The 21,431-nt window shown below is 37.1% G+C and carries 18 protein-coding genes; all 18 read left to right on the forward strand.

Features of this window, described 5'->3' with window-relative positions; translation table 11 throughout:
* The 18 genes from ABD873_RS06135 to ABD873_RS06220 all read left to right on the forward strand — a co-directional run bounded on the left by ABD873_RS06135 (position 1) and on the right by ABD873_RS06220 (position 21,412).
* On the forward strand, positions 1 to 1,284 hold the full coding sequence (locus tag ABD873_RS06135; protein ID WP_345066049.1) for a nucleotide sugar dehydrogenase: 1,284 nt from the start codon (positions 1 to 3) through the stop codon (positions 1,282 to 1,284).
* A gap of 10 nt (positions 1,285 to 1,294) precedes the next feature.
* A complete protein-coding gene (locus ABD873_RS06140) occupies positions 1,295 to 2,509 on the forward strand; it encodes an oligosaccharide flippase family protein (RefSeq protein ID WP_345066052.1) in 1,215 nt (404 codons plus the stop codon).
* Entirely contained in the window at positions 2,497 to 3,621 is a 1,125-nt protein-coding gene (locus tag ABD873_RS06145; RefSeq protein ID WP_345066055.1) for a glycosyltransferase, read from the forward strand. The genes ABD873_RS06140 and ABD873_RS06145 overlap by 13 nt, the downstream gene beginning before the upstream one ends.
* Before the next feature lie 2 nt (positions 3,622 to 3,623).
* Positions 3,624 to 5,018 (forward strand): O-antigen polysaccharide polymerase Wzy, encoded by a 1,395-nt coding sequence (gene wzy / locus ABD873_RS06150; protein ID WP_345066058.1) that lies wholly within the window; start codon positions 3,624 to 3,626, stop codon positions 5,016 to 5,018.
* Between the two features lie 55 nt (positions 5,019 to 5,073).
* A complete protein-coding gene (locus tag ABD873_RS06155) occupies positions 5,074 to 6,177 on the forward strand; it encodes a right-handed parallel beta-helix repeat-containing protein (RefSeq protein ID WP_345066061.1) in 1,104 nt (367 codons plus the stop codon).
* A 78-nt stretch (positions 6,178 to 6,255) separates the two neighbouring features.
* Positions 6,256 to 7,257: a glycosyltransferase gene (locus ABD873_RS06160; RefSeq protein WP_345066064.1), complete on the forward strand. Its 1,002-nt coding sequence runs from the start codon at positions 6,256 to 6,258 to the stop codon at positions 7,255 to 7,257.
* Positions 7,254 to 8,462 carry a glycosyltransferase family 4 protein gene (locus tag ABD873_RS06165; protein WP_345066067.1) on the forward strand — a complete coding sequence of 403 codons (1,209 nt, stop codon included), beginning with the start codon at positions 7,254 to 7,256 and terminating at the stop codon, positions 8,460 to 8,462. The genes ABD873_RS06160 and ABD873_RS06165 overlap by 4 nt, the downstream gene beginning before the upstream one ends.
* The gene (locus ABD873_RS06170; protein WP_345066070.1) at positions 8,455 to 9,066 is read left to right on the forward strand and encodes a sugar transferase; all 612 of its coding nucleotides are present in this window, start codon (positions 8,455 to 8,457) and stop codon (positions 9,064 to 9,066) included. Before ABD873_RS06165 ends, ABD873_RS06170 begins: the two co-directional genes overlap by 8 nt.
* Before the next feature lie 3 nt (positions 9,067 to 9,069).
* A complete protein-coding gene (locus ABD873_RS06175) occupies positions 9,070 to 9,696 on the forward strand; it encodes an acetyltransferase (RefSeq protein WP_345066073.1) in 627 nt (208 codons plus the stop codon).
* A 21-nt stretch (positions 9,697 to 9,717) separates the two neighbouring features.
* Positions 9,718 to 10,863: an aminotransferase class I/II-fold pyridoxal phosphate-dependent enzyme gene (locus tag ABD873_RS06180; RefSeq protein ID WP_345066075.1), complete on the forward strand. Its 1,146-nt coding sequence runs from the start codon at positions 9,718 to 9,720 to the stop codon at positions 10,861 to 10,863.
* Between the two features lie 184 nt (positions 10,864 to 11,047).
* Positions 11,048 to 11,818 (forward strand): polysaccharide biosynthesis/export family protein, encoded by a 771-nt coding sequence (locus ABD873_RS06185; RefSeq protein WP_345066078.1) that lies wholly within the window; start codon positions 11,048 to 11,050, stop codon positions 11,816 to 11,818.
* 6 nt (positions 11,819 to 11,824) lie between these two features.
* Positions 11,825 to 14,212 (forward strand): GumC family protein, encoded by a 2,388-nt coding sequence (locus ABD873_RS06190; RefSeq protein WP_345066082.1) that lies wholly within the window; start codon positions 11,825 to 11,827, stop codon positions 14,210 to 14,212.
* 148 nt (positions 14,213 to 14,360) lie between these two features.
* Positions 14,361 to 15,485: an MraY family glycosyltransferase gene (locus ABD873_RS06195; protein ID WP_345066085.1), complete on the forward strand. Its 1,125-nt coding sequence runs from the start codon at positions 14,361 to 14,363 to the stop codon at positions 15,483 to 15,485.
* 19 nt (positions 15,486 to 15,504) lie between these two features.
* Positions 15,505 to 16,461 (forward strand): NAD-dependent epimerase/dehydratase family protein, encoded by a 957-nt coding sequence (locus tag ABD873_RS06200; RefSeq protein WP_345066088.1) that lies wholly within the window; start codon positions 15,505 to 15,507, stop codon positions 16,459 to 16,461.
* Positions 16,462 to 16,486: 25 nt separating this feature from the next.
* On the forward strand, positions 16,487 to 17,560 hold the full coding sequence (gene gmd / locus ABD873_RS06205; protein WP_345066091.1) for a GDP-mannose 4,6-dehydratase: 1,074 nt from the start codon (positions 16,487 to 16,489) through the stop codon (positions 17,558 to 17,560).
* Between the two features lie 112 nt (positions 17,561 to 17,672).
* Positions 17,673 to 19,370 carry an ABC transporter ATP-binding protein gene (locus ABD873_RS06210; RefSeq protein ID WP_345066093.1) on the forward strand — a complete coding sequence of 566 codons (1,698 nt, stop codon included), beginning with the start codon at positions 17,673 to 17,675 and terminating at the stop codon, positions 19,368 to 19,370.
* Positions 19,371 to 19,479: 109 nt separating this feature from the next.
* Positions 19,480 to 20,376, forward strand: a complete 897-nt coding sequence (locus ABD873_RS06215; protein ID WP_345066096.1) for a polysaccharide pyruvyl transferase family protein — start codon at positions 19,480 to 19,482, stop codon at positions 20,374 to 20,376.
* Between the two features lie 115 nt (positions 20,377 to 20,491).
* Positions 20,492 to 21,412, forward strand: a complete 921-nt coding sequence (locus tag ABD873_RS06220; RefSeq protein ID WP_345066099.1) for a glycosyltransferase family 2 protein — start codon at positions 20,492 to 20,494, stop codon at positions 21,410 to 21,412.
* Positions 21,413 to 21,431: the final 19 nt, after the last annotated feature.

Genomic DNA, 21,431 nt, shown 5'->3' on the forward strand with positions numbered 1-21,431 from the left:
ATGAAAAAAATAGCAGTAATAGGTCTTGGATATGTTGGGTTACCATTAGCCCGTTTGTTTGCCACCAAATATCCTGTTGTAGGTTTTGACATCAATCAAAAACGTATTAAAGAGCTTCGGGAAGGGAAAGATTTGACCCTTGAGGTGGAAGACGATATTCTACAGGCGGTACTGGTTCAGGATAATCCGCATATCACAAATGAGAAAGGCCTATACTGTTCGTGCGAGCTGGAGGATATAAAGACTGCTGACTTTTATATTGTTACGGTACCTACACCGGTAGACAAGCATAACAGACCGGACCTTACCCCTCTATACAAAGCCTCAGAGACGGTAGGAAAGGTGCTGAAGAAAGGCGATATTGTGGTGTATGAATCCACTGTATATCCGGGGGTTACGGAAGAAGAATGTATTCCTGTGCTGGAAAAAGTGTCGGGATTAAAATTCAACGAAGATTTCTTTGCGGGCTATTCTCCTGAGCGTATTAACCCCGGAGACAAAGAACATACCGTAGAGAAAATTTTGAAAGTGACTTCCGGGTCTACTCCAGAGATAGGGCAAGTCGTAAACGAAATTTACAAATCGGTAATCACAGCGGGAACGCACTTGGCGCCATCGATTAAGGTGGCGGAAGCAGCAAAAGTTATAGAAAATTCACAACGTGATATCAATATAGCTTTTGTCAATGAGCTGGCTAAAATTTTCAACATTCTGAATATAGATACGCATGCCGTCTTGGAAGCTGCCGGTACGAAATGGAACTTTTTGCCTTTTAAGCCGGGATTGGTAGGTGGTCATTGTATCGGCGTGGACCCTTATTATCTGGCACAGAAGGCGCAGGAGCACGGCTATCATCCCGAAATTATCCTTGCCGGAAGACGTCTTAATGATTCCATGGGTGAGTATGTAGCTTCGCAGGTGGTAAAAACCATGATCAAAAAGGGCATCAACGTAAATGGAGCGGAAGTGCTTATGCTGGGTGTAACCTTCAAAGAAAACTGTCCGGATGTAAGAAATACTAAAATCATAGATGTTATTTCCGCTTTGGAAGAGTATGGTCTTAAGGTAACCACTTATGATCCTTGGGCTAATCCGGCTGAAGTACTGCATGAGTATGGTAAGGTATCTGTAAATGAATTACCTGACGCCAAATATGATGCTATAGTATTGGGCGTAGCACATAAGGAATTTTTGAATCTAAATATCGATGGCCTGAAGAAAACTACAGCAATTGTGTATGATGTGAAAGGGGTGTTGAAGGATAATGTAGACAGCAAACTGTAGGAGTAATAAGATGAGTAATTTAAAGCAAAACGTTTCTTGGATGTTAATAGGAAACGTTTTTTATGCTTTTGCACAATGGTTGCAACTTACTATAATTGCTAAATGGAGTGAAGTTGAAATATTAGGAAATTTTACTCTTTATTTATCAATAGTAGCTCCTGTTTTTATGTTTACAAATCTTCAGTTAAGAGCTGTTCAAGTGACAGATTCAGTTGGGAAATGGAGGTTTTCAGACTTTTTTACTCTTCGTGTTATTTCTTGTCTATTAAGTATAGTAATAGTAGCAATAATTTCTTTAATAATAAATCCCAAAAATGTATTTCAACTTTTTATAATTGTTTTTCTAAAAATTTTAGAAGGATTTTCTGAAATTTTTAATAGTAGGCAACAATTAAATGAGCAGATGAAGAATGTTGCAATTTCTTTTATTTTAAAAGGTGTTGCAGTAGTCTTAGGAACATTTTTAGGATATTTTATCTTTGATAGTTTATCTATTGGATTGTTAATCTCTTTGTTTTTTGTGCTTCTCGTAGTGTTATATAATGATTATTATTTATGTAGACCTATTATTAGGGAAAAATCCTTAGTAAAATTAAATATAGAAAAGCTTAAAGCATTATTTATAACATCTTTACCCTTGGCTGTTGTAATGCTTATAATTTCTTTAAATACAAACGTATTGAAGTATTTTGTTGAGCATTTTTTAGGAACTGCTTATCAAGGATTGTATTCAACTTTATCTTATTTATTAGTTATGGGTAATTTTATTATCGCTGCGGTTGGACAATCCTTTATTCCCAAATTGAGCAAACTTTATGATACAGAAAACTATAGGGCCTTTAAAAGTTTAAGTAGGAGGTTTATTTTAATTAGTTTTGCCGTTGGTGTTTTGACTTTCTTAATTTCTTTTGGATGGGGTAAGCAGATTTTAGTTATATTATTTAACAAAGAGATTGCTAATTATTATAAATTGTTTCAATGGATTATGTTCTCAGGCATTTTTATGTATTTAGCGTCTTCATTAGGTTATATAATGACAGCAATGAAAATCTTTAAACCCCAACCTTTTATAAATGCTTTTGTTTTACTTTTAAACTTGGTTTTGGGATTTGTTTTTATCCGCAAATTTGGGATTAATGGTGTTGTTTACAGTCTTATAATCGTATTTATCGTTCAAATAGCCGCTACACAATTACTAATTAGTAAAGCATTATGCAAGAAATAGAGGTTGTACATATTGTTGCAAAACTTGACAGAGGTGGCGTTGAAGTTTGGTTAAAGGAGCTTTTCGAGTGCCATAAAAAATTGGGAGTCAGAACTTCATTTATTGCTACAAAAAATAGTGAAGGCTATTTTGATAAAGATTTGATAAGTAAAGGTGCTAAAATCTTTAGAATCGATTCTTCTAATAATATTTTGTTTTTAGTGCGTTTGTATTTCTTTTTTAAGAAACATAAATTTCAAGTTGTGCACTCGCATTTACTGAATTTTTCAGGACTAATAATGTTTGTGGCTTGGTTAGCTAACATTCCAATAAGAGTTTCTCATAGTCATAGCGATAAATCCTTAATAAATTTTAAAGCTAATCTTATTAGAAAAGCATATTTAAAGATTACTCAAGTTCTTCTTAAAAGATTCGCTACCAAACGTTTGGCCTGCTCAAATTTAGCCGGAAGATCTTTGTATGGCAATTATAGTTTTAAAGTAATTGAAAACGGCATAAATGTAGAAAAGTTTAATGATAAGAATGTTAATCTAAGAGCAAAATATCTAAAGGAATTTGGAATAAAGGAAGAAGATAGAGTTATTGGACATGTTGGAAGATTTAGTATTCCTAAAAATCATGATTTTATTGTTGATATTATTCAAAGGTTAACACAAAGAATCAATAATTTTAAAATTATTTTAGTTGGATCTGGTGAGTTGGAAGACAATATAAAAGATAAAGTTTTCCGCTTGGGGTTAACAAAATATTTTGTTTTTGCAGGTGGGCGGGACGATGTACCTGATTTGATGACTAACCTTTTTGATATTTTCTTATTTCCTTCACTATATGAAGGAATGCCAATTTCTTTAATAGAAACTCAAGTAGCAGGTTTACCAAGTATAATTTCAAGTTCTATTCCAAGAGATGTGATTAAAATAGAAAGTTTGTTTAAAATCATATCTCTTAAAGAGTCGGCAGAGACATGGGCTGAAGCTATTGAAGAAGTATTAACATATACGCCGATTAATAATCGTTTTCATAAGCTTAACTCTAAAAGTATAATTGAAACTTCTGATTTAAATATCAGTGTCTCTGCTAACAAATTATTAAATATTTATAAAGGGGCGTAATTATGCTTAAAACAGGGACTATACTCATTCAATTTGTTTTTATTCTTTTGATTGTTTTTACATATGCTTTTTTTGAGGAAGAAAAAAATTTTGACTACTATTTAAGTATCATCGTAGTATTACAGTTTTTGTGGCAAACTGTAGATATATATACAAAAAAGGGTACGGTAATGAGTGTGATTTTTCTGTTCCTCCTTGCTGCTTTTTTGTTTAATGGAGGAGAATTTATGGTTAAAATTTTTAATCCCCGTACCTTTGTATTGATGGAACCAATACAGGATGAATCAATTAGGAAAAAGGCTCTTCTATTAATAGCTCTTTCTTTTTCATTTATATATTTTGGTGCAATATCTTTCTTAAGAAAACCGACATCATCTACTATTTTAGAATTAAAACAGAAAGATATCTTAATTTTTCGAAGAATAGGTTTGACTTTATTACTCATTTCAATAGGATTCCAGTTTGATTATTTATTTAAAACTTTGAAAGTTGCAATGGAATCTGGTTACTATTCTATTTATAGTTTAGAAAAGGGAGTAGGGGTTAATGCCATACCAAAAATATTAAGGGATTTTTATGTACCTTCTATTTTAATTTTATTTTGGTGCGATGTTAAGCTAAAGAAAAAAACAAGTGGAATCTGGATAATCTTATTGTTTTTTTATTCAATAATGCTATTTATGATAGGATATAGAGGTCACGCAATAATGCCTATTTTAGGTTTTGCTTTTTTATACGACAAACAATATCGCAAAATTAATACTAAAAAAGTAGCTATAATTGGATTGTTTTTTCTTTTTGTCGTATTCCCACTAATAAAAAATTTTAGAAATGCTCCTGAGTCTGCAACTGTGGGAGATTTAGTTAAATATACTATAGAGTCTGTTCAAGAAATGGCTATTTTGCGAGAAATGGGAGGGAGTGCTAAAACTGTTGGATATACTATGGAATTGGTTCCAATTGTGCGTGATTATGATTATGGCACAGGGTATCTGTGGGCAACAACAAGTTTACTTCCTAATTTTTTTAATGAAGAAGTACACCCGGCTATTACTCATGCAAACTATGCTCAATGGTTAACTAGAGAAATAAATCCATGGGCAGCTGAAACAGGAGGGGGAGTTGGATTTTCATTTATTGCTGAGGCATATATAAACTTTGCATATTTTGGGCTAATATTCTTGTTTTTTTTGGGGCGTAGTCTAGTGAAATTAGAAAAATTGGCTGATACTAAATCTATCTACATTATTGTGCTTTCTTGCTTTTTATCCTTTTTTTTGATGTATTCTAGGGGACAGTTTTTGGACATGACTAGATCTTTTGTTTGGTATTCTTTAGGACCATATTTACTATTTCTGTTTTTTAGAAGAAATAGTCCTCAACTGATTTATAAATAATACTAATAATTATATGATGTTTAGGCTACATGTTTTTTTGTGTTTATTATTCAATTTGAGTTTTTTAGGCCTTTATGCTCAAGTTGAGTATAAATATCATCCGGTTCCAACTAAATATTCTAATAGGTTCTTTCAAAAAAGTGTTCAACTAGCAATTGATAAAGAAGGTTTTGAAATCGAAAATATATTGCCAAAAGGCTATAAGAGGGATGGGTCAGTAGATTATACAGATTACATTCAGGCTGCTATAAACAAATACAAAGTATTAAAGTTTCCGAATTTTCCTCTTAAAGTCAATGTTAAAGGATTAAATATATGGAGTAATCGGACTCTGATTTTTAGAGAAGGATCATCATTAATAATGGAACCAAATGGAAATACAAATTATGCTATTCTTAGATTGCATGCTGTTAGCAATGTAAAAATATATAATTTGAAGATAATTGGAGATAGAGAGAAACATTTTAACAATTCAGGTCAGTGGGGAATGGGGATTAGTATAAGAGGGAGTAAAAATATTTTAATCGATAAAGCAATTATTGAAAAATGTTGGGGAGATGCTATTTATTTAGGAAGCATATTGGGAGGAAAATCTAATGAAGATATAAAGATAACGAACTCGATGCTTGATTATAATAGAAGAAATGGCATTTCAATAATTTCTGGAATAAATATTCTAATAAAAAACTGCATAATATCTAATACTGTTGGTCATAATCCAATGGCAGGAATCGATATTGAACCTAATAACTCAAATGATGTTATAAGGAATATAGAATTATTAGATATAGTTACGTTTAATAATCGTTGGTATGGGATCATCGTATCATTGAGTAATCTTCAAAGAAAAAATTCAAATAAGGTATCTGTTAATATTATAAATCATACTGATGAGTGCTCTACAGTTGCTTTGGCTACTACTCTAGGAACAAGAAAAAAAAATGAATTGAATTCTGCAGAAGGAAAAATTAACATATATAATCCTACTTGGATAGATAATAGTAAAACAAGTTTTTTATACAACGAAACATATTACGATAAAATAATTGTAGAATTTAAAAATGTGAGAATTTTACAGTCTCAATTTAATAAAAACACTCAAAACCAGTATCTATTTGATCAAACTATTAAACGGACACCTAATTTGAGAATCGATTGATTATAAGGTAAGAAAGAGGAGTTGCGTTTAAAACAAGGATTATTAAGAATTAAATATTAAAAATAATAACTCTGGTAAATGAAAATAGCTCAGGTAGCGGCAATTAAAGAAAATAAAGCGAGTGGCTTGTCCTTTAGCATCCCCAATTTGATAAAGGGGTTTAAAGCTATTGGGATACAGTGTGACTTAATTAATTTGAATAATAAAGATTTAGATATAAGTGCATTAAGTAGTTATAATATAGTCGTTTTAAATAGTTTTTTTCTTTTACAGTATTTGAAGATACTAGTTCTGGTAAAAAAGAAGATAAAAATAATAGTGACTCCACGAGGAGCATTTAGTTCTCGTAATCATTATAGTTTAAAGAAAAGAATATATAGTTTTCTCTATTTCTTTATTATTAAGTTTAGAAATTTGGATGTTTCTATTCATTACTTGACTGAAAGAGAGAGGGAATTATCTAGATTTATAAACTTCCCTAGTTTTGTTTGCGGCAACTCAATTCAGGGGGACGACATCTTGAGATTGACAGATTTGAGAAAAAAGGACTTAGATACTATAACAATAACTTATATTGGCAGATTCATTCCAGAAATAAAAGGCTTAGATAAGCTAATTAATCAAGTTATTTTAGATCAAACTATAATAAGAGGAAGAAAAATACAAATAAATCTGTATGGGCCCAACTCCCCATATAAGACTTATTTGGAGAGACTATGTAAAGAGAAAAATATTCTTGATATAATATTTTTTAAAGGTGAAGTCTTTGGAGAAAAAAAAGAAGAGGTTTTAAGAAACACAGACTTTCATATTTTAACTAGTAGGTCAGAAGGTTATCCTATGTCAGTTTTGGAGTCCTTGGCTAAGGGTATTCCACAAATTTTATCGGAGGGAACTAATCTTCTTTCTGATTTAGAACATTACAATTTCGGAGTTGGGTTCGATAAAGAGGTGTTTACTAAGATATCTGCATTAAATCCTCAAGATTACCACTTAATGTGTGTGAATGCTTTGAAATATAGTGAAATGCATTGTGTGTCAAATATTGCTAAAAAGACTTTTGAAGGATATTTGAAATGAAAGTAATCTATCTTCATCAATATTTCAAAACACCTAGTGAAAATGGGGGAACAAGGTCTTATGATTTGGCTAAGAGTTTTGTTCAGTCGGGTTATTATGTTTATATGGTGACGACGACTTCCAATGAAAAGTATAAAAACACCAGATGGAAGGTAGAAATGTGTGATGGCATAGAAGTTCATTATCTTTATTTGCCTTACGATAATTCTATGTCTTATTTTGAGAGGTGTATAGCTTTTTTAAAGTTTATGATTTTGGCTAGTGTGCGATTATTAAAAATAAAAGGAGATCTTCTATTAGCCACCTCTACACCTTTAACAATCGGCATACCGGCGTTGCTTAAAAAAACACTTCATAAAACCCCTTTGGTTTTTGAGGTAAGGGACGTTTGGCCTGAGGCAGTAATTGCTGTTGGTGCTGTTAAAAATAGATTAGTTCAAAAAGTACTATACTTATTAGAAAAGCTTATATACAACAAATCGGACATTATAGTTCCTTTATCGGTGGATATGAAGAAGTCCATCACAGCGAGATATCCGTATTTAGAGCGGAAAATTCCCTTTGTAGTAGAGAATATAGCAGAGGTTAACAGGTTTTCAATGACCGAGAAAATTAATTTAAAAGAATGGTTGGGTGTTGAGCCTCGCTTTTCTATATTGTATGCCGGGACCTTCGGAAAGGTTAATAACATTCATTATGTAATTGAATTGGCATCAAGAGTAATTCAATTAGACTCTTCTATATGTTTTATTCTTATGGGGTCTGGTAGTGAGAAAAATGAAATTATTGAAATTGCGAAGAAAAGAGGACTATTCAATAAGAATGTTTTTTTTCCCGATCCGGTAAGTAAGAGAGATTTGGATAAAATTTATTCATCCGTATCTATGGGAAGCTCTTTTGTGGCCCCAATACAAGAGCTATGGGCCAATAGTGCCAATAAGTTTTTTGATACATTGGCTGCGGGAAAACCTGTTTTGATCAATCATTACGGTTGGCAAGCTGATGTCATTGAAAACAGGAATATTGGATATGTTTTACCTCCTTCCTTAGACGACAAGGCTGTGTCTAAGTTTGTCGAGTATTCCAAGGATATAAATCTCCATAGAGAGCAAGAGCAGAATTCTAGGACAGTAGCGATATCTGAGTATTCTTTAGAAGTGGCATCGTCTAAGTACTTAAAAATTTTTAATAAAATTCATGTATAAGAACTTTTTTAAGAGAGTTATAGATTTTATTGTTGCTTTATTAGGCTTTGTGATATTGTCTCCGGTATTTCTTATTGTCACTATAGGCTTATTTTTTGCCAATGGAGGCAAGCCTTTTTTCTTTCAATCTAGACCGGGCAAGGGGGGAAAGATTTTTAAGATTATAAAGTTTAAGACGATGAATGATAAGCGTGATGCAGAAGGTAAACTTTTGCCGGATGCTGAGCGCTTGACGCCTGTTGGAGCTTTTGTTCGTAAGACTTCATTGGATGAGATTCCACAACTGATAAATGTTATTAGAGGGGATATGTCTCTGATCGGTCCGCGCCCTTTGTTGGTGGAATATCTTCCCTTGTATAATACACATCAGGCCCGAAGGCATGAGGTGCGTCCCGGTATTACGGGTTGGGCCCAAGTAAATGGTCGTAATGCCATATCTTGGAAACAAAAATTTGATTACGATGTCTGGTATGTGGATAATATTTCCTTCGTGTTGGATGTCAAAATTATATTGATGACGATTAAAAAGGTGTTCAAACGAGAAGGTATTTCAGCAGAAGGGCATGTTACGATAGAGCCGTTTACCGGCAATGAAACAATGTAGAATATGGAAAACAAAGACCTTATACTGTATGGAGCCGGCGGACATGCTAAAGTCATCGCGGATATGGCGAAGGGCACAGCATGGACGATAAAAGGTGTCATCGACACAAACAAAGGGGGAGAGCATTTGTTAGCTAAATATCCTATATACTTGAAGACAGAAAACTTACCTTTGTATGGTGCTTCGCGATGGGTGGTAGCTATAGGGAGCAATGCAATCCGTAAGAAAGTTGTGGAGGAGCTTCGTGGAAAACCCTTTGGCATTATACAAGATAAGACAGCTATAGTTTCTGAATATGTGCAGATTGGAGAGGGGACGGTAATTATGCCTGCGGCAGTTATCAATGTTGATGCTCGTATAGGAAAACATTGTATTATCAATACAGCAGCCTCCATAGATCATGATTGTGTGTTGGGGGACTATGTGCATATATCGCCCAATGCCAGCCTCGCCGGATCCGTTTCTGTGGGAGAGGGTACTCACGTTGGCATAGGTGCGACAGTGATTCAGGGAATCAAGATTGGCAGGTGGTGTACCATAGGTGCTGGGGCAGTGATTATAAGGGATGTGCCGGACGGATGTACGGTAGTAGGAAACCCGGGGAAGATTATAAAGCAAAGAAATTTTTAGTTTGAAAATAAATACAATAGTATGTCAGAAAAAATATGGTTATCCTCACCACATATGGGAGGTAATGAATTAAAATATATTCATGAGGCGTTTGAAGCGAATTGGGTAGCGCCCTTGGGTCCCAATGTGAATGCTTTTGAGCAAGATTTGGAGCAGTTTCTGGGAGGAGAAGTAAAAGTTGCGGCACTATCTGCGGGCACGGCGGCATTGCATCTGGCGCTTATAGAGTGTGGGGTAGGTCATGGCGATGAGGTGATTTGTCAGTCTATGACTTTCTCGGCATCGGCAAATCCTATAGTTTATCAGGGTGCCACGCCTGTGTTTGTGGATTCTGAGCCTGATACGTGGAACATCTGTCCTGTTGCATTGCGTGAGGCTATTGAAGATCGCATAGCTAAAGGAAAGAAGCCTAAGGCCATCGTTGCGGTACACTTGTACGGCATGCCTTTCAACGTAGAAGAGGTGTTAGGAATAGCCAAGGAGTTTGATATACCTTTGATAGAGGATGCTGCGGAAGCTTTGGGCTCTACCTATAAGGGGAAGGCCTGCGGTACGTTCGGCAGATTCGGTGTGCTTTCTTTCAACGGTAATAAGATTATTACTACTTCCGGAGGAGGGGCTTTGGTATGTCATACACAGGAAGATAAAGATAAGGCCGTATTCCTTTCTACGCAGGCACGCGACAATGCGCCGCACTATCAGCATTCGCATATAGGATACAACTACAGGATGTCCAATATTTGTGCGGGTATAGGTAGAGGACAGATGGAAGTATTGAAGGATCGTGTGGTGGCACGCCGAGCTATGCACGACTTTTATAAAGAGCTGTTTGCCGGAGTGCAAGGTGTACGTGTGTTTTCCGAGCCGGATGAGAAGTATTTTGCCAACCACTGGCTGTCAGCCATTGTTATTGAGCCGGAAGAGGCTGGCTTTACAAGGGAAGAATTACGTTTGGCCTTGCTGGAAGAAAATATAGAGTCGCGCCCGTTGTGGAAGCCTATGCATTTGCAGCCAATCTTTGCGGATGCTCCGTACTATGGTGGTAAAGTGGCGGAAGATTTGTTTGACAAGGGATTATGTCTTCCTTCGGGTTCAAATCTGACGGATGAGGATAGAGCAAGGATTAAGGCTACTATCATGCGTCTGGTTACTGCGAAACAAAGATAGAATAGTCTTTCTCGAACACGGAATACGTTCTTTCTTAATATATTATGTTTTTTTTAGGAAATAGTTTTTATTCTACCTAAAAGAAAAATGTCAGGCTTTTAATTTTATGCTAAATAAGCATTACTTTTGTGTGACATAATAAATATTGTGGTTTAATATTTGTTATGTTTTTTATAAAACGGTTATGAATAGAATACTTCTTTGTTTTGCTCTTATCAGTTTGTTTTGTCTGTCTTGTGCTTCGCGGAAGGACTTGGTATATTTTCAAAGTGTGGACAGTGCAGCTTTGATTACAGCCTATGAAAATAACGCTCCGAAGCTTCAACCGGGAGATATCTTGGCGATATCGGTAACAGCGGATGATATAAGAGCAACTCAACCTTTTAATCCTATTTCTTCTTATGCGGGAGCTGCTGGGACGTTGCAGGGTACGAATCCTTTTATTCCGACCTATACTATTGATAACAACGGCTATATAGATTTTCCTAAACTGGGCAAGATTAAGTTGGCCGGCAAGACAAGGACGGAGGCTTTGGATTATTTGCGAAGAGAAGTAGGCCGTTTTATTGTGGACCCGGGGGTCAGTATAGAGGTGAGGAATTTTAAAGTTACTGTGCTGGGAGAAGTAAGAAATCCGGGTACGTTTCCTGTGAACAACGACCGCATTACGGTATTGGAAGCTTTGGGCTTGGCCGGAGATTTGACGATCAACGGCGTCAGAAAGAATGTGCTCGTTATCCGTGAGCAGAACGGAGAGAAGAAGGTACACCGTATAGATTTGACTTCTCCGGAGGCCTTGAATTCGCCTGTTTATTATCTGGCACAAAACGATGTAATCTATGTGGAGCCTAACGGCGCGCGTATACAGTCGTCAAAATACACACAGAACACCTCCGTCTTTGTGTCTGTGGCCAGCCTTATTATTGGTTTAATCACATTAATCGTCCGTAATTAATATTGCATGAATACTGAAAATCCACAACATATACAGGAAGAGAACGAGATTAACTTAAGACAGTATATTGAGCAGTATGCTTATTACTGGAAGTGGTTTATATTATCTGTCGTTGTATTTCTGGCAGGAGCCTTTCTTTACCTGCGATATGCCCCTAAGATATATAATGTGCAGGCTAAAATATTATTGGAAGATGAAAAGTCCGGGGCTGGAGACATGGCTGGACTGTCAGAGCTTCTTTCTGTGACGGGAGGAGGAAGTCCTACCTCTGCTTTTGTGTCGGATCAGATTGATGTGATGAAGTCGCGTCGGATCTTGACGAAAGTAGTAAATAATAACCGACTAAATATAGTCTATAATTCCAAAGGGAAGATTATGGAGTCGGAACTTTTGGAAAGTGAATCGCCGGTGAAGGTTATCCTCTTGGATGAGGATAATCCGAAGCTTGATTCCTTAACCTATACTTTTCGACTAACGCCGAAAGATAATGGTCAGGTGAAGTTCTCGGATAAAGAGCAAATCATAGATCAATATGTTTTCGGTGAGAAGATAAATACGCCGGTAGGGGCTATTATGCTTATGCCGCAAAAAGGCCGTAAGTTCGAAAGTGAATTGGAGATAGATATTGTGCCGTTAGAGAATGTGGTGGATGGGTTGTTAAATAGTATCAATATTACCCCAAATGGTAAAGAGAAGCAGTCTTATATTGTTAATCTTTCCATGAACCATACCAATCGGAAAAAGGCGGCACTTATTATTAATTCGGTTATCGAGCAGTACGATTTGGATGCCAAGGAAGATAAGCTGAAGCTTACCAAGGCTACTTCGGAGTTTATTAACAACCGTTTGGCGTTGATTACAAAGGACCTTTCGCAGTCGGATAGCAAAGTTGCTACTTATAAAGATCAGAACAATCTGATTGATATGCGTTCGGAGGTCCAGATGTACATGGAGAGTGCTGCGACGAATGAGCGTAAGCTGATAGAATATCAGACGCAGCTGCGCTTGGCAGACATGATGCGTGAGTCGGTGACGGATGAGATGAAGCTGCTGCCGTCTAATATAGGGTTGACAGACCCGTCTATTGAGGCTACTATACGTTCTTACAACGAGCTGGTCCTTGAAAGAGAAGACTTGTTGAAGTCGGCAACGCCGGACAACCCTATCGTAAAAAATCTCGAAAAGAATATTAATGAGGTCAAGAGAAACCTGATTTCTTCGCTTCAGAATTATAGAAATGTGTTGCAAACAAACGTAGGCGTTATTCAAGAGCAGACCAGCAAATATACCGGTAAGTTGGGGCAGCTTCCAACCCAAGAGAAGGATTATAAAGATATTTCACGCCAGCAGCAGATTTTTGAGTCCTTATACTTATTCTTGTTGCAAAAGCGTGAGGAAACCGAGATTAAGGCTTCTGCAACTCCTGCAAACCTAAAGATAATCGACGAAGCCTATGGCTCCTCGATTCCTGTGTCTCCTAAAAAACCGATAATATTATTGGGAGGATTCATTCTTGGCCTTATTTTGCCATTTTTAATTTTATACATCAAGTTTATGCTTGATAATAAGATTCACTCGAGAAAGGATGTGGAGGATGCGTTCTCTGCACCTATTTTGGGAGAGGTGCCATCTTCGGAACACAATATTATTGAGGACAACGATAGATCCTCCTTGGCTGAGTCTATACGTATTTTGCGTACGAATATTAATTTTATGTTGGGGCATAAGAAGGATTCTTCGGTGATTTATGTGACATCCACAACTTCCGGAGAGGGTAAATCCTTTATAGCTACCAACTTGGCTAAGATTCTGGCCATGTCCGGTAAGAAGGTTTTGCTTTTAGGAGCAGATATTCGTTCGCCAAGAGTATTGGACTACTTGGGCTTGTCGCATCTGCAGCACACCAACATTGGGATTACCCAGTATTTGATTAATCCGGAGATTGATATTGCGCAGATTGTGATAGAGAAGCCGGAACCGTACAATTTTGATATTATCTATTCTGGGTATATAGCACCGAACCCTGCGGAGCTATTGATGAATGGATATTTTGCCAATATTATTAACTACGGTAGAGAGCATTATGACTATGTCATTGTGGATACGGCTCCGGTAAGTCTTGTGACAGATACTATCCTGATTTCGGAATACGCTGATTTAACAATATATGTTGCTCGCGCTAACTATTTGGACAGACGTTTGCTCAATGTGCCTAAAGAGCTTTATCAGCAAGGCAAGCTGAAAAACATGGCTGTGGTGATAAACGACGTAGACTTCAAACGTGGTTATGGTTATGGCTACGGTTATGGTTACGGTTATGGAGAGAAGAAAGAGGACAGGTCCTTGTTTGGGAAGCTGAAGGGGATGTTTGGGAAAAAACAAAGTAGAGTGTAATCGCTGTCTGATAATAGCTACATTCAGTTGAATTTTGAGATACATCTAACCAATAAGAATAGAATCTAAATATTACTTTTGTGCAATTTCTATCTAAAGATAGATTAGAGATTGCACAATTGTACTTTATGTGTAAGTATTGAATAATATGCAATATTTATTCCTCATTATCCCCTTTATTGTAGCTGTATTGTTAAGTAGGGCCATCATTCCCTATATCCTCCTTGTTACCTATAAAAAAAGACTTTTTGACCCGCTGGATTCCCGCAAGGTACATCAAACCAAAATTCCGCGATTGGGAGGTATAGCTTTTATGCCTATACAGGTTTGTGTCTTTGCCCTTACCATGGTCGTCATCTTCAATTTTGATTTTTATACGTATTTTTCTACATCGCTTGCTACGTGGGTGATCATGCCTATGTTTGTGGTGTGGTGTTGCGGTATGGTTATCCTATACATCATGGGGGTAGCTGATGACCTGATTAACGTCGATTACAAGTGGAAGTTTTTAATCCAGATAGGGGCGGTAATGCTGTTCCCTCTGGCCAATCTGTGGATAAATGACCTCTATGGCGTATGTTTTATCGTGAAGGTGCCTCATCTGATAGGTATAGCCCTGACGGTATTTGCCACAGTATTTATTATCAATGCGGTCAACCTTATTGACGGACTGGACGGTCTATGTTCGGGCCTGGTGATGATGAGCTGTTTGGTGATGGGAGGCTTATTCTTCTATAATGGGGCCTGGGTGCACGCTATTCTGGCCTTCATCACGGCGGGAGTGCTTATACCGTTCTTTTACTATAATGTGTTCGGCGTGTCCAAACGCCGTCGCCGCATCTTTATGGGGGATACGGGAAGTATGACGTTGGGCTATACGGTGGCTTTCTTGACCATAAGCTATTCGATGAACCTGAAAGAGATAAAACCTTTTGCTGAAGGAGCTATTGTGGTGGCTTTTTCTACACTTATTGTGCCTATCTTTGATGTTGTCCGAGTTATATTAATCCGTTTTTTTACAAAGAAACCGCTTTTTAAGCCAGACAGAAGCCATATTCATCATAAACTTCTACGAAGTGGATTTTCTAACAGGGGGGCTATGCTCACTATTTTGGGACTTTCCTTATTTTTCTCTATTTTCAATCTGATTACAGTTCAATATATTAGTAATAATCTTGTTATTCTGTTTGATATTATTCTATGGCTCTTAATCACGGTGCTGTTTAATTATTGGGTGAATAGCAAGAATGCGGTTAAACTTCAACAGAGTTAGTTCCTAAATAATATTAAACATGCGTGTAGCAATAATAGGAGGTTCGGGGTTCGTTGGCACAAGACTGCTAGAACGTCTGCGTCAACAAGAAGGATATTCCCTCAAAAATATTGACAAGGCACCAAGTGAATTGTTTAAAGAGATTACGCACATTGCGAATGTTTTGGACGAGGAGAAGATAACTACCTTGCTGAAGGATACGGACCTGGTGGTGTTATTGGCGGCAGAGCATAGAGATGATGTGACTCCTGTCAGTCTTTACTACGATGTGAATGTGCAGGGTATGCGCAACACGCTGAAGGCTATGGAAGCCAACGGTGTTAAGCGTTTGGTGTTCACCAGTTCGGTAGCGATATACGGGTTGGATAAAGATAATCCGGATGAATCTTTCCCGGCGGATCCGTTCAATCATTATGGCAAAAGCAAATGGGAGGCGGAACAGGTGCTACAGGAGTGGTACAAAACGCATGAGGACTGGAACATCAATATCGTTCGTCCGACCGTGATTTTCGGAGAACGAAACCGCGGGAACGTATATAACTTGCTGCATCAGATTGCTTCGGGCAAGTTTATGATGGTAGGTAAGGGAAATAACGAAAAGTCCATGTCCTATGTGGGGAATGTGGTAGCTTTCATTCAGTTTCTGATAGAGCAATACAGGGAAGGATATCATGTATTCAACTACGTGGATAAGCCGGACTTCACGACAAAGGATCTGGTAGCTCTTACGAGCAAAATCTTAGGGAAGCATATCCCTTCCATCCAGATTCCTTACGCCTTGGGAATGCTTGGCGGCTATTGTTTTGACGTATTAGCCTTTATCACACGAAAGAAGCTGCCTATAAGTTCTGTCAGAGTGAAAAAATTCTGTGCGGTGACCAAATACGACTCCACGAAAATGCGGGATTCGGGATTCGTTCCTCCCTACACCTTGGAGGAGGGGCTGTCTCGTATGCTGAAAGCAGAATTTTTATAGTATAAAATATTAAGATCAATACATAATGAAAAAAGCATTAATAACAGGGGTTACAGGACAAGATGGCTCGTATTTAGCAGAACTGTTGTTGGAGAAGGGATATGAGGTTCATGGTATAAAAAGAAGGTCTTCTTCTTTCAACACACAGCGTATTGATCATTTGTATGTCGATCTTCATGAAGAAAATGTGCGTTTCAAACTCCACTATGGAGATTTAACGGACTCTACAAATATCATTCGTATCATCCAGGAGGTGCAACCTGATGAGATCTATAATCTGGGAGCCATGTCGCATGTGAAGGTAAGCTTTGACATGCCGGAATATGTGGCTAATGTGGATGCTGTGGGCACCTTGCGTCTGTTGGAGGCTATACGTATTCTTGGATTGACGGAGAAAACCAAAATATATCAGGCGTCTACCTCGGAGCTTTACGGAGGGATGGCCGCCAACAAGAATGCGAAAGGCTTTTACGACGAGTCGTCGCCCTTCTATCCACGTTCACCTTATGGCGCCGCCAAAATTTACGGTTATTGGATTACGCGCAACTATAGAGAGGCGTACGGCATGTTCGCCTGCAACGGTATCCTGTTCAACCATGAGTCGCCACGCCGGGGAGAGACTTTCGTGACGCGTAAGATTACGATGGCTGTGGCGCGCATTGCCAAGGGGAAGCAGGAATGCCTTTATCTGGGTAATCTGAATGCGCAGCGTGACTGGGGACATGCTAAAGATTATGTAGAGGCGATGTGGTTGATGTTGCAGCAGGAAAAGCCCGATGACTATGTCGTAGCTACAGGAAAAACCACCTCAGTGCGTGACTTTGTTCGCATGGCTTTCGCTGAAGTGGGAGTGGAACTAGATTTTGTGGGAGAAAATGAGAAGGAGATAGCAATAGTTAGAAGCAGCAGCAATCCACAGTATCAGCTGGAGCCCGGAAAGGTAGTTGTAAAGGTCGATCCTGAATATTTCAGACCGACAGAGGTAGACCTGCTCATCGGTGACCCGTCCAAAGCTAAGCGTGTGTTAGGTTGGGAGCCGAAGTACACATTGGAAGAGATGGTAAAAGAGATGGTGCAATCCGATTTGAATAATTGTTAGGTTATATTTTTTTATTGTGAAGGAGTTTCTTAAAAACAAGTTTTCCACACTGTATTTTTTCTACCAATATATTGGCAGAAAATTATATGCCCTATTTACTTTTTCCTTTCTGATGGTTGTAATGGATAGTGTCGGCATGACCTTGTTCATTCCTTTGTTGCAGGTGGCGGATAAGGAGAGTATGTCTACCAATGAGACCAATGATAAGATCGCTTATTGGGTAGAAAAGACTTTCAACTTTCTGCATATGGATATCAATGTGGTAAACATGTTGATACTGATAGCGAGCATATTTGTTTTGAAAGGAATCTTTTACTATTGTGCTAATAAATTTAATGCTATAGCACAGCATGAAGTAGCATTAATAATGCGTACACGCTTGGGAGAGGGTGTCAAGGAATTGAGCTACAAAGAGTTTGTAAATGCGGATGTGGGGCGTATGCAAAACTCTTTGCTAAATGAAGTGTGGCAAGTGGTGAGAGGGTGTGTGGAATACTTGGAAGCATTGAAAAATGGACTCTTTATAATTGTTTATCTTATTTTCGCATTTTTTATAGATTGGAAGTTCTCGGTACTGGTAATATTGGGAGGAGTAATCACGAACTTCATCTTTAAGTATTTCTATGTAAAGACGCAAGAATTTTCCCGAAAAATCACCAAAAACAATCACCGTTATGGTGGGTTGGTCGTAGAGGTAATAAATCACTTTAAATATTTCAAAGCAACAGGAAGAAGTGAGTTGTTTTTCAACCGTCTTCAGCGAGAGTTGGAAGATCTGGTAAGAAATAATATTAAAGTATCGACATTGGGAGCTTTGCTTACAGCATTACGAGAACCAATGACCGTACTTGTTATATGTGTTGTAATTCTTTTGCACGTAACTGTATTTGACGCGCCTCTTTCTGGAGTTATCATCATTCTTCTATTGTTCTATAGAGTCATGAATAAAGTTATTGACACGCAAAATAACTGGAACAACTATCTTGGTTTTACAGGCTCTATAGAGAATATCATGAACTATCAGGAATATCTTGATAGAAATAAAGATTATTTTTATATAGGACAAGACCCTATAGATAAAATAGAGCGTATAGATTTACAAAACATAAAGGTTCAATATGATGATTTTATTGTATTGGATGGGGTTTCGCTTACTATCCTGAAGAATCAATCAGTAGCTTTTGTAGGAGAATCCGGATCGGGAAAGACAACATTGATTAATGTGCTATGTACCTTGTTGCCATTTGATGGAGGGCAATATCTGTTGAATGGTAAAGACATAAAAACTTTCGACAATCAAAGGTTCAAGTCCAAGATTGGATATATTTCTCAAGAATCGGCAGTGTTTAATGCAAATATTTTTGAAAATATAACGTTTTGGGATGAGCCTACACCGGAGAAAAGAGCCAAGCTGGAAAAGATCATCGACATGTGTGCTCTTAGATCTTTTATAGACAGCTTGCCGGAGGGATTGGATACTATGTTGGGAAATAACGGAATCAATCTTTCAGGAGGTCAGAAGCAACGTATAGCTATAGCCAGAGAATTGTATAGAGATGTGGAAATCTTATTGATGGACGAGGCGACTTCCGCTTTGGATTCGGAAACTGAAAATGAAATTAAGGAAAGTTTGGAGTCTATCAAGGGTAAGGTAACAATCATTTCTATTGCACACCGATTGTCTACGGTAAAATCCGCAGATTGTTTGTATCTCTTGGAAAAAGGAAAAATTGTTGCGCAAGGAAATTTCGAAGAGCTAAAGAACAAGTCTGAATATTTTAGAAGATTAACAGAGCTGCAGGGAATGTAATTCTGCCGAACAAAATAGAGTAGATTCTGAAAGGGAGCTAATATGAATAGTTTCTATGCTATTGGTAAATAGGAATATTTGATTGATTATTAACCTACAATTCAATATAATGATATCTAAAATCTTAGGTAAGGACAAAATCAACTTAATATATTGGGAGGCTGATAACTTCGGAGATATTCTGAACAAAGACTTAATTGAAGAGTTAACAGGTAAGAAAACTGTACATAAAGAGGGAGGCCCTTTTTTGAAGAATTTTGTGCGTCTTGTTCTATCTGCTATAATTAAGGTTAATCCAAAGTTGATTTCTAAAGTAGTATTTCCTTGGCAGACGACTTACGTATGCGTAGGTTCTATACTTTGTTGGGCGGATAAACATTCGAAGATTTGGGGGGCAGGTTTTATGAATAACCATGAAAAGTTTTCCGGCGGTGAAGTGTATGCTGTACGAGGGCCTTTAACAAATAATAAGTTGAAAGAATTGGGAGGCAGGGGGACGGATGTTTATGGCGATCCAGCATTATTATTGCCTTTATGGATTCCGGAGAAGAAACACAAAAGATATAAGTTAGGTATAATTCCACATTGGAAGGAGACCGAATTTTTTAAGGAAAGATTTGGGAGCAAATACAATATAATTGATCTCAGGACCAGAGATGTAAAATCTGTGATGAATCAGATTTTGGACTGTGAATATATTCTTTCGTCCTCCTTGCATGGATTAATCGTACCTCACGCCTATAATAGGCCTGCATTATGGATAAAACATGGATATATAGATACGGATGGGTTTAAATTTGAGGATTATTTTGCTTCTGTAGGAATTCCAAATTATTCTGGTTTTGAAAACTTCGAAAGTATCTTGGAGTCGGAAGAGAAATGGATGGAACTATTTGAGAAAAATAAGGACATAGCAGTTCCGCATGTTTCCATTATGGAGTTGCAGAAGAAATTGTTATCTGTTGCTCCATTTCCTTTAAAGGAGAAGTATAAGATATTTCAATAAAATAAGAGAAATGCACTGATAGGTAGTTAAGATTAAATAGAAGGCAGAAGGAGTGCGTCTTTTTGTGTAATATTAGATGTTGTAACTAGAAAAGAACAATATTTATTCTAGTAGGATGAAGGTTTCGTTTGTTTTGCCTGCATATAAAGCTAAGTTTTTGCCCCAGGCTATAGAAAGTATTCTGCGTCAAGATTACACCAATTTTGAACTTATAGTAGTGGATGATGCCTCTCCGGAGAATTTATTGGAAATAGTCAATAGCTATAATGATCCGAGGATAAAATATTATAGGAATCAACAGAATATAGGAAGGGAAAGCTTGGTAAAGCAATGGAATCATTCTATTCGTCATGCAGAAGGAGATTATTTGGTTTTGGCGGCAGATGATGATACTTACTCGCCAAATTATTTATCAACAATGATACAATTGGCAAATAAGTTTCCTGAAGTAGACGTTTTCAGGGGAAGGGTGAGAGAGATTGATGAGCACGATAATATTTTAGAGTTAGATGGTCTAATCCCAGAATATTGTACTAGCACCGAATTTTTATATCATTGGAAAAGAGCAACAATACTTATATGTATTGGAAATTATATGTTTAGAACTAAAGTAATACAAGAAAAAGGATTTGTAGATTTTCCTAGTGCGTTTTGCACCGATATTACTTCGATTTATAATATTTCAACCAATGGGGTTTGCAGTACGATGGAGTTTGTTTTTAATTTTCGTAGATCAAATATTCACCTCTCAGGCAGTAACACGCAGTTAGAGAAAAAACTTGAAGCAAATAATCAGTTTTATCAATGGTTATTTGATTTGAAGTTTCCATCACCAACCTCCAGAGATGAGGCTTTTATGATTAAGAGTTTTACTAGAAGGGAGATTTACATAAAGTGCAGATATGATTTTTATAATCAGGTGTATAAATGGCTTCCACTAACTAAATTAGGATTGATTAAAAGATTCAGATTTCTATCCTTAAAAGATAGGATGATGATGATTGTTCGTTATTTTTTCGATAGAATATTTAAATAAATCATCATAATCCAGCAAT

Origin of the sequence: Sphingobacterium thermophilum, from assembly GCF_039541675.1 — a bacterium.
In the GTDB taxonomy this organism is placed as follows: Bacteria; Bacteroidota; Bacteroidia; order Sphingobacteriales; family Sphingobacteriaceae; genus Sphingobacterium; species Sphingobacterium thermophilum.